The organism is Vibrio sp. D173a (assembly GCF_030248475.1).
Window position 1 is genome coordinate 1 of the sequence record NZ_JAHGAH010000046.1, and the last position, 10,341, is coordinate 10,341.

The following is a 10,341-nucleotide window of genomic DNA, read 5'->3' on the forward strand; positions in this document are numbered from 1 at the left end:
CCACCACCACCACCACATCCAGACAACAGGCTAAAACAGCCAAGGTCGCCAACAACTTATTAACATTACTCGCAGTCCAAGCGATATTTCTCACGTTATAACCCTCTGTTACATTGTTATTATCCGTCACTGCTGCTCATCGACTCCATTGTTATCACGAGCTCACATTAACGTCTTTACTCTACTTTAAGCCCATAATAAGTATAATTTTTTAGGCGAAAGCATCTTAAATAATGTGCAACAAGTTTAATTTCAGATTATGTATTGCTTTGTCATTCGCGACATGAATTTAAATACAGCAAATGATTTAAATGAAATGTTAAATAACTCAGTTAGATTGGGCTTACTAGGGGTGAAGCTTATCGCTCGGCATTCGAATTTTTGAGGGAAAGAACAATCTGCAATACAGCTTCAGCTTTGAAAACAGAACTTATCGGCTATTCATTCGAAACTGCTGTGGGGTGACATCAAAATAGGCTTTAAACGCTTTGATGTAGGAAGAGTCATTTTGATACCCCACTTGATCGGCAATGCTTTGGATAGAAAGCTCTTCGTCAAGCAAAGAGAGCGAATAAATCAGCCGAATTTGTTGCCGCCAAAGTTTAAAAGAGGTGTTGAACTCTTTGGAGAACAAGCGCGACAAAGTTCGTTCGGATGCACCTACTGTCTCTCCCCACTGTTTGAGTGACCAATCCAATGCTGGCGTGTCGGTCAACGCTTCAAATATCAGCTTTAATCGTCGGTCTTCTGGCAGCAATAACTGAAAGGTCTGCACGTTGTCTTTCATGATTTGATCGTGGAGTACGCCAAGCAAGCGCGATACTTCCTCATCACTGACGAACCCTTCGCATTGGCGGCGTATTTCCTGTAACAGCTCGTTTAAGAACGGCGTGAGTGTGATTGTTCTAACTTGATGCTCGTACTCAGTACCGAACTTAGGGTTTAGATAGATACCGACAAATGTCGTATGGCTTAGCGCGATGGATTCATGTTGAATACCCGCAGGTACGAACAGCGCAGAGGTATGGGGCACAAGGTGCTGGTAATGATCGGTTTTGGTTTGTAATAACCCTTTGATAGGGAAGATGACTTGATGCCACGTGTGTTGGTGCATCGCATCAATGTAACCTTTCGGCATGTCGATGGTCTTAACCAAAGCTGGTGAGTGAGGATTAGCAGCCATCATCTCATTAGAGGTCATAACACCGGAGTGAGAATCGATTTGGCGGGTTGACATCATTAACTGTCCTTACATCCCTACTCTGACACAAGTTCACTAGGCTATCATGCTCGGCAAAGTGAATGAAGCCGTGAGGTGCGACGTATGCGATATCAAGTGGAAATATCCAAAGAAAACCAACTCTTATTCAAAGTCGATATTGATAACATCAACCAATACAAGTGCGAAGCATCGCTTGAAACCGTGTTAACCAAGTTCCCTAAAACGGAAGGTTATCAACGTCATGTGTTGGTTTCAGATAGCGAAACGCGCTACTTAAAAAGCACAGAAAAGCGCATTGAAGTACTGGCAGCGATTCCGGTATTCAAATCATTGGGCGAGCGCTAACGCGGCCTTGTCTCATACCGTTTGGCAAATCAGTTTCAGGCGATAAGGAAAGAATATGAAGAAGTTAGGCGTAGTTAACAGCGTATTAGCAGGTAAAACCGTTGCTTTTGCACATGGTGCGAAAAGTGCGATTAACAAACAGGTTCTGCCGCAGCGTCAGCATGCAACAGAACTGGGTTTTACCAATGATGAACAAGGCGATCCACGCTTTCATGGTGGGATTCAAAAAGCCCTTCATATTTACCCAAGTGAGCACTATTCCGTTTGGCAACAAGAGTTAGGCGACAAAGCGATTTTCCAATCAGCTGGGGCATTCGGCGAGAACTTAAGCTCAAGCGGCGTAACAGAAGCGTCCATTTGCTTGAAAGATAAAATCCGCATCGGCACAACCTTATTGGAAGTATCCCAAGGTCGCATGCCTTGCTGGAAACTCAACGTCCGTTTCGAGCAAAACGACATGGCGAGAAGACTACAAGACACGCTTCGAACAGGCTGGTACTTCCGAGTGTTGCAAGAAGGCGATATCGGCGCAGGTGACGAGATTATTCTGTGCGAAAGACCCTATCCAGACTGGTCATTGGCTCGCATCATGGGCGCAGTATTTACTGGTTGCCTAGATAAAACAGAGCTAAGTCAACTGGCGGAACTTCCATTGGTTGAATCTTGGGGCAAGCTTGTCGAACGTCGCTTGGAAACGGGTGAAGTCGAAGATTGGGAAATGCGTTTGGTTGGCCCGACTGCGGGTTAATTCTCGTTTTGACTCCCCGATAGATCGGAGCGTATCCCTTCTAATATTAGCCCCACAACCAAGTCAGTGGGGCTTTTGCTTTTTAGCCGTTCAATACAGCAAATCTGTATTTAAGCTGGAGCTTGGCGGTTAACAAAGGTTAATGAATCCCGTACAAATACGCTTTATGTTGTACCCAAAATAATACAAGGGGAAGCATGATGCTCGAGTGGAGAATTAAGAAATTCGCAGACCTGTCTGTTCAAGAGCTTTACGATTTTTTGCAGCAAAGAGTCAATATTTTCATCGTAGACATGAACACACCATACAGCGATTTGGATGGTAAGGATAACCATCCCGACACCTACCACGTAATGGGATATGATAACGAACGTCTGGTGGCTTATAGTCGTATTATGCCTCCGAAACTCGGATACCCCGTTGACGTTTTACCCTTGCTGAACTCTGATGCCAATGACGTGTGTATTGGTCGCGTTATCGTCGCAGAAGATTACAGAGGGAAAAGCATCGGCAACCAATTGATGCAAGTGAGTTTCGATGCCACAAGAAAGATCTACCCGAACGACAGCATTTTTATATCCGCACAAGCACACTTGAAAGACTACTACGGAAAGTTCGGCTTCGATGTTGTCACCGATAGCTACTTGGAAGACGGATGCACTATGTTGGGCCTTAGACACATTCCGAAAGTTATCTGCTCAGCATAAAAACCATTCATCATCCTATACGTTCACTTATAACGCTATTAGGCGTTTTATCTCAAAGCCAAAACCGTCATCACTTTGCTCTGTATCGTGTATTGAAACAAAGCAAAGGAGAAAGGCAATGAGCGGACAGTTAGTAAGATTGGCTTTAAGATGGATGCATATATTGTGTGCGCTGTTGGTGGGTGCAGCGCTTTATTCACCGCTGAAGGCAAATGAAATGTTCATGACTTTAACGTTATTTGTACTTGTTCCCGTTGTCGCCATCACAGTCGTTATGATGTGGAAGCAAGGGAAAGTCATGAAGTACCTTCACCGCAAACCCAGTTAAACCATCTCAACGGCGATAGAGATCATCTATACCAACGTCTCAACCATGCCTTCATAGCGGGCATGGTTCTACGTCTTAGCATTTTTTAGGTGAAATCATACATTTCTTAAAGTCATCATTACACTTCCATACGCTCTTCTGATAGAGGGTTACAACTTTATTTTGTACAGCGTTCAAAACCAAATGACTGGGACAGAACAATGAACAAAACAATTATTGCATTATTAACGTTGACGGCTGCAGGCACGGCAACAGCGGGTGATACTTACATTCGTAACGGTAACATCTACAACAACGAAGGTGGCTGGATGGTCGAAGCTGGCGTAGTACAAGCGAGCGATCTTTTCAAAGACCAAAAACACAACACTGCGCCAGTTCTAAACGGTGGTTACCATGGTGAAGACTTCAACGCTGATTTAGGCGGTATTAACTACCGTTTCCTAGGTGACAACGATGAACTACTTAACATGAGTGCTTACGTGGTAGGTAGCGGTGTACCTCGTGATAGCGATGTAGCGAAGAGCCTAAAAGGTACGAAACGACGTGATATCGCGATCGATCTAGGTTTGAACGCAGATTTCAGACTTGATCCAAACAACGTAGTTTCAACTTACCTACAACATGATGTATCAGGCGCTTACAAAGGCTTCCAAGGTGGTACCACTTACTTCCATATCATGAATATCGGTAATGCTGATTTCGTACCATTTGCGAGCGTGTCTTACCAAAGCAAAGATTACGTTGACTACTACTTCGGTGTAACAGACAAAGAAGCACGTGCAACCCGCAAAGTATACACAGGCGACGCAACCGTAAACTACGGTTTAGGTTACAAACTTGTAGTGCCAATCACTGAGCACTGGCAAATCAGCCAAGTATCACAATATACACGTCTAGGTAGCGGCATCAGCGATTCTTCAATCGTAGACAGTGCAAATCAATGGGCAGTAGGCGCGACAGTTTCTTACAACTTCTAAGCAATCCCCCCTATTTAGACACACTCTCCATTTAATTAAAAAGCCATCATTACGATGGCTTTTTGTTTATTTGAGCTTGTCTACTTAGCTTTAGGCGCTTGGCGTTTCGGCTTGCCTTGGAACTGCTTAATGCTCTTTTTGGCATTGGTTCGACGATTGGCTTTTTTATCACGTGGGGCTCGTTTGCTTTCGCCTGTTGATGGCTTATCCGTTACCGGGAAACCTTCAAGATCTTGCGTTGGCAATTCACGTTGAGTCAGGTTACGGATCGCGGTAAGTGCTTCGGCTTCGCCATGGCAGACCAGCGACATTGCAACACCTTGCTCGCCTGCACGGGCTGTACGCCCAACTCGGTGAACGTATGTCTCTGCGTGCATTGGCAACTCAAAGTTAATCACCACCGGTAGTTGCTCGATGTGAATACCGCGAGCTAATAGATCGGTAGCGATCAACACCTGTGTTTGCCCAGATTTAAACTGCGCTAGCGCTTCTTCTCGCTCTGCTTGGCTCTTATTTCCGTGCAGCGCATTGGTTGCGATACCCGCTTTATTCAACTTCTTCGCCAAACCATCAGCGTTCTCTTTCGCGCCAATAAATACCAATACCTGCGTCCATGTATGTTGCTTGATAAGTTCAATCAAGGCTTTGGTTTTACTGCCTTTGTTGACGAGATACAGCGTCTCAGCAATATCTTGATTGGTGCTGTTTTCTTGATGCGCAGCCACCTGTTTTGGTGTACGCATGAGTTGCTTGGCTTTGCCCTTCAACTCATCAGAAAACGTTGCTGAGAACATCGCGGTTTGACGCTGGTTTGAAACCAGCCCCGCAATATTTTGCACGTCTGGCCAAAAGCCCATATCCAGCAAACGGTCCGCTTCATCCAACACTAGGTAATGGATATTACTCAGGCCCAAACCGTTGTTCGCCAGATCAACTAAACGACCTGTTGTCGCCACAAGAATTTTAGGGTCTGCCGCAAGTGCTTGTAGTTGCGGCTCTTTATCCACGCCACCACACAAACACACTGCGTTGAGGCCAATAGCTTGACCAACTTGGTTAATCGCCTCGCTCACTTGTGTCGCCAGCTCACGTGTAGGTACTAGAATCAGCGCTTTTTGCTCTGGATTTACACTTAGCTTTTCCAACAAAGGCAAACCATACGCAAGGGTTTTACCACTACCTGTATTCGCTAATGCCAATACGTCTTTACCACTGAGTAGCTCAGGAATAGCCAAAGCCTGAATATCAGTTGGCTTCTTAAAGTCTTTTGGCAGTGCGTGAATCAGCTCAGAACTCAAAGAGAGAGTAGAAAATGGCATTAGCTTAACCTTGTGCTTTTAGTTGAAGAGGCAGTAAAACAATATAGATGCAGTAAATCGCAGGCGCGGACTTTACCACAATCTTTTCGATGAACCACCCTCTTTGCATCTTAGTATCATTCGCCCAGAAGGTGGATGAAACACCGTTTGTTTGTCAAAAGAACTCAGCTCGTTGGTTTTCCCGATAGGAGGAAGCTAACTAAGAATTGATTCCTTTCATGCCTTCTTCTGTATATCTCGCTCCCGCGGGACGAAAGCTCTCTAGAGCCAACTCTATTTGAAGCAAATCTTCTCGGGTAAGAGAGACATTGGACGCACCTAAATTATCGACGATGTGAGCCATTTTTTTCGTTCCTGGAATAGGAACAATATCCTTACCTTGAGCCAATAGCCACGCCAGAGCAATTTGGGCCGGAGAACACGACTTATTTTGCGCTATTTGAGCCACGATATTAGATAGCGGGCGGTTCGCCTTTAAATTACCTTCTGTGAATCTTGGTAATGTACTTCGCGCATCCCCTTCAGAAAAGTCACGATCAGAGTGAAAACGCCCCGTTAAAAAACCGCGCCCCAACGGAGAGTAAGGGACAAAACCAACGCCTAATTCTCGACATGTGGGCAAGATTTCACGTTCCACATCTCGCGTCCACAGCGAGTACTCGGTTTGCAAAGCAGTCACAGGGTGGACTGCATGCGCTTTTCTGAGCGTCGTCGAGTTGACTTCAGAGAGACCAATGTGGGCAATTTTTCCTTCAGTAACTAATTCTGCGAGCGTTTGCATGACTACTTCAATTGGTGTAGTCGAATCTAAACGATGGATGTAGTATAGATCGATGCATTCAACACCTAAGTGACGAAGAGAATTTTCACATGCTCTTCGGATATAAGCTGGGCTATTGTCGATATGTCTTTCGTACTCTCCTGGTCGACGAACAATGCCACACTTTGTTGCTACCTTTACACCCGAACGATGATGTTTAAGAAAACGGCTAATCAGCTCTTCATTGTGAGCATTACCGTAAGTATCCGCCGTATCGAAAAAGTTGCATCCTAAATCCACGGCTTTATGAAGTACTTTTAATGATTCTTCATCGTCTGTTGGTCCGTAGAATTCACTCATGCCCATGCAGCCTAAACCAATTTCTGAAACTTCCAAGCCATTACCTAATATGCGCTTATCCATTTTTTTCCTCTAGCTTTGTTATTCGCATATCAGTATATTTTCCAAAAGTGGAGTGATACATGGCCAATAATTGCAATCAGATTTCCGATATCGGAAATAAAGAGAAATCGAATCATTTAAATTGGGATGATGCCAAGATATTTTTAGGCATCGCAAGAGAGGGAACGCTGAGCGGCACATCGAAATCGCTAAGGCTCGGAATCGCAACAGTATCACGACGATTAGAGCGATTAGAAAGCGCGATAGGCCTAAAATTATTTACCAGGGACCAACTTGGTTATAAGTTGACCGACGAAGGAATGGCGCTCATCGCTCAAGCCAAAGCTCTAGAACAGGCTGGTTATTCCTTCAGTGCGGCTGCTCAAGTTAATGACCAAGATGTTAGAGGCCACGTTCGTCTCGCCACCGCTCAAGGACTTGCCGATCATTTTATTATTCCTGCACTACCCCAGTTTCTGGCAAACCACCCAAATCTAACGATAGAAGTAGTAACCAGTGTATCTACCGTTAACTTACACAGGCACGATGCAGACATAGCATTGAGAATGGTTCGTCCAGAACGAGGGAACGTCAGTATCCAAAAATTAGGTGAGCTCGGCTTTGGCGTTTATGCATCACAGAGTTATCTAAAAAATAGGAAGAAGAATCAGCAAAGCGGCTCATTTGAGAACGATGATTTTATTGGTTGGTCAGAGACACTACAGCACCTGCCAGCGGCACAATGGCTAGAAAGGACTATGCGAGGAAAGCCTTGTAGGCTTATTACGAGCAACCTATCTGCACAATTCAGCGCGGTAGAGGCTGGGCTCGGTATGGCAGTACTTCCTCATTTTATCGCTCAACCTAAAGAATTAACATGTGTAGAAAGGGATATTGGCTGTGATCAGTCCATTTGGTTGGCAATTCACTCCGACCTTTCCCACTCAAGAAGGGTGAGAACCGTAGCGGACTTTCTACACAAGCTTGTTAAAGAAAACAAAGACTTTCTTGAAAGTGGTAACGTTGAAATCAGAACATGATGCTCTTTGTTGATAGCTTGAGGTTGACTACTTTTTCATGACGTGAACACAAAAAGCTTAGAGCTAAATGAGTCCACGGTTTGAAGACCGGCAATAATCATTGAGATAGCTAGACGGTTACCTTTTGTGATATGGCTTCGAAAAGTTACTGAAAAAATAGAGGGGAATACAGCCAAGCATAGAATAAACAAAGCATGGGGAAATTATTGCTTTTCTTTTGAAATCATACGCCTAACAAGCACCTTGCAATGCGCATTTAGTTTCATTTCGTCAGAGTTTTTTCAAGACTCGTTAAGCGGGCTGATCCACACATAAAACCTTCACACCACGGTCATAATCTAGGGTCTAAAATTACTCTTGAACTCGTGTCTACGGACGAAATTTTCAATCGCTATTGTGGGAGGTTGTAATGGAAAAATACTGTCCAGTTTGTCAAACCGAGATGATTGATCGCAGCAATTATTTCATCTGTCCAAGAAATAACATCGGCGAATGTGCTTACGACGGCTACGAGGACCACCACAGTCACTGCTGTCATGATAACCAAGAACACACTCATGAAAGAGAGTGGGTTACCTCGGTCTAAACAACCTTAGAAAAAACGACGTATAAAAATGCCACTCAGTGTTGAGTGGCATTTTTAATATCAAAGCGTAGCTGATTTAATTAAGGACACCTCAACGGGATAGTAGCCACCACATCACTATAATCATCCACCTTAACCGACACATTATAACTATCGAGCTCAGTCGAAATATTACATGTTACCGATACATCATACGTACCGTCTAGACTATTGAACTGAGCATCACCGAATGTTGCAATGCCCAATTGATTGATAATGCTACTCGCAAAGCGAACACTAATATTGTGCCCTCCATGCGTAATGATGTTGCCAGAGCCGTCTCGTAAGGTAACAGTTATCGTTGTTGAATCTGTTATCGAGGCAGGAGTCGCGCCACTTAAAGCAACATCGACTTGAGTAACAGTGAGCGACACCGTATTTGTCAGTACTAAATCCCCAACGGTAGCACTCACGACATAACTGCCAGCTGTATCTGCAGTAACTGACACCGTGTACGTACCATCACCATTATCTACAGGAGTATCATAGCTTAGCCCCGTACCTTCCGGGCTCAACACCAAATCACCGTAGCTTTGTGTGTAAGCACTGCCATCAGCTTTCTTTAAAGCAACCGTGATAACTGCACTATGATCGCCACCCACACCAAAGGTAGAAATATCACTTGTGATGGTAGACTGAGAATCACTTGGCGGTAACGCCTCAAATGTGAGGTTTAGCGTGCCAACGGTTCCTAAGTCATAGGTCGCAGTAACAGTGACCTCACCAACAACACTAGAGCTAATGTTGCTTGTGTACACCCCATCGCTAGTATTCACGAAATCAGTCATATCAGCAGAGCCCGCTGTAATCGTGAGCTCAGGACTGTTCGATGCTGGAACAAACGCATTTCCAGCGTAGTCTTGCAGCGTGATGGTCAATTGAGCAGTACTACTGCCATCTGCCGCGATGGTGGTGATATCGGCTTGCAATGTCGACTGTGATAAATCAATGACGGCATTAAAAGTAAGCTCAATATCGTTTGCCAACTCAGTGCCACCTATGCTCACACCAAGGGTATAAGTACCTGCGTTCACTGTTGTAAAGACAGCCGTATACGAGCCATCACCGTTGTCTGTTTTTGATTCTTCCGTTACCCCACTAGGCACAGAGAATGAAATCTCCCCCGCAGACGATGTATAGTCAGCACCATTGGTGTCTTTTAGCTGAACCGTTACGGCGATCTGGTCACTACCATCTGCATTCGCGGAGTCTTTATCACGGCTGAACGCTGCTGCAGATAGATTTAAGACTTGAGCATAAGACAAAGAAATAGAGTTGGATAACTGAGTTCCCCCAATAGATACTCCTGCTGATTTAGTACCGGAGCTCGAACTAGAGAAACTCACAGTATAAGTACCATCACTATTATCTTGAGAAGTAACGATACTCACTCCTGCTGGTAATGAGAGCTCAAGAGTACCGCCTGAACTTGTGTAGTTGTTACCTTCCGTATCTTTCAATTGAATGGTTACTGTGATCACATCGGATCCGTCGGCATTGGCAGAACTTTTATCACGAGTAAATTCAGTGTTGCTGAGGTCAAGAACTGGAGTAAATTCAAAGGAAATGGATTCAGCAAATTTACTGCCGTCCAGTGATGCCCCGACAGTGTAAGATCCTGAAGTCGAACTCTTGTATTTCACTGTGTAGGAGCCATCCCCATTATCTTGGCTACCAACCTGAGTTAACCCAGTTGGTGTATCGAATGTGACTGTGCCGCCAGAGCTGGTGTAATCATTCCCCTCTTTGTCTTTTAGCTGCAAGGTCACCGTAATGACTTCAACACCATCTGCGCTTGCTGAACTCTTATCAACTGAGAGAACCGCGCTGTCGGTATCTAACACCGGAGTCTTACGAATCCCCTCATA

General features: G+C 44.7%; 11 protein-coding genes. 7 read left to right on the top strand and 4 right to left on the bottom strand.

Annotation, left to right across the window (positions count from 1 at the left end; translation table 11 throughout):
* Window positions 1-430 precede the first annotated feature (430 nt).
* Window positions 431-1,240: a helix-turn-helix transcriptional regulator gene (locus KIV40_RS05810; protein ID WP_285348208.1), complete on the bottom strand. Its 810-nt coding sequence runs from the start codon at window positions 1,238-1,240 to the stop codon at window positions 431-433.
* Between the two features lie 84 nt (window positions 1,241-1,324).
* Here KIV40_RS05810 and KIV40_RS05815 point away from each other — a divergent pair, with 84 nt between their 5' ends.
* From KIV40_RS05815 to ompV, 5 genes are all read left to right on the top strand, one after another.
* Complete coding sequence (locus tag KIV40_RS05815) at window positions 1,325-1,567, top strand: hypothetical protein (protein WP_045416291.1); 243 nt, start codon at window positions 1,325-1,327, stop codon at window positions 1,565-1,567.
* A 55-nt stretch (window positions 1,568-1,622) separates the two neighbouring features.
* Window positions 1,623-2,315 (top strand): MOSC domain-containing protein, encoded by a 693-nt coding sequence (locus KIV40_RS05820; protein WP_079401545.1) that lies wholly within the window; start codon window positions 1,623-1,625, stop codon window positions 2,313-2,315.
* 200 nt (window positions 2,316-2,515) lie between these two features.
* Complete coding sequence (locus KIV40_RS05825; RefSeq protein WP_228175039.1) at window positions 2,516-3,022, top strand: GNAT family N-acetyltransferase; 507 nt, start codon at window positions 2,516-2,518, stop codon at window positions 3,020-3,022.
* Window positions 3,023-3,140: 118 nt separating this feature from the next.
* Window positions 3,141-3,350 carry a hypothetical protein gene (locus KIV40_RS05830; protein ID WP_285348212.1) on the top strand — a complete coding sequence of 70 codons (210 nt, stop codon included), beginning with the start codon at window positions 3,141-3,143 and terminating at the stop codon, window positions 3,348-3,350.
* Between the two features lie 200 nt (window positions 3,351-3,550).
* Window positions 3,551-4,327: an outer membrane protein OmpV gene (gene ompV, locus KIV40_RS05835; protein WP_285348214.1), complete on the top strand. Its 777-nt coding sequence runs from the start codon at window positions 3,551-3,553 to the stop codon at window positions 4,325-4,327.
* A gap of 80 nt (window positions 4,328-4,407) precedes the next feature.
* Here the strand turns inward: ompV and KIV40_RS05840 are convergent, their stop codons facing one another.
* Both KIV40_RS05840 and KIV40_RS05845 read right to left on the bottom strand, forming a co-directional pair.
* Entirely contained in the window at window positions 4,408-5,646 is a 1,239-nt protein-coding gene (locus KIV40_RS05840) for a DEAD/DEAH box helicase (protein WP_285348215.1), read from the bottom strand.
* A gap of 199 nt (window positions 5,647-5,845) precedes the next feature.
* Window positions 5,846-6,829 (bottom strand): aldo/keto reductase, encoded by a 984-nt coding sequence (locus tag KIV40_RS05845; RefSeq protein ID WP_285348216.1) that lies wholly within the window; start codon window positions 6,827-6,829, stop codon window positions 5,846-5,848.
* 59 nt (window positions 6,830-6,888) lie between these two features.
* Between KIV40_RS05845 and KIV40_RS05850 the strand changes: the two genes are divergently transcribed.
* Both KIV40_RS05850 and KIV40_RS05855 read left to right on the top strand, forming a co-directional pair.
* On the top strand, window positions 6,889-7,848 hold the full coding sequence (locus KIV40_RS05850; RefSeq protein ID WP_285348218.1) for a LysR family transcriptional regulator: 960 nt from the start codon (window positions 6,889-6,891) through the stop codon (window positions 7,846-7,848).
* Window positions 7,849-8,257: 409 nt separating this feature from the next.
* Complete coding sequence (locus KIV40_RS05855) at window positions 8,258-8,434, top strand: hypothetical protein (protein WP_181145812.1); 177 nt, start codon at window positions 8,258-8,260, stop codon at window positions 8,432-8,434.
* A gap of 80 nt (window positions 8,435-8,514) precedes the next feature.
* Here the strand turns inward: KIV40_RS05855 and KIV40_RS05860 are convergent.
* The coding region (locus tag KIV40_RS05860) for an Ig-like domain-containing protein (protein ID WP_285348220.1) at window positions 8,515-10,341 on the bottom strand (1,827 nt) is incomplete at its 5' end.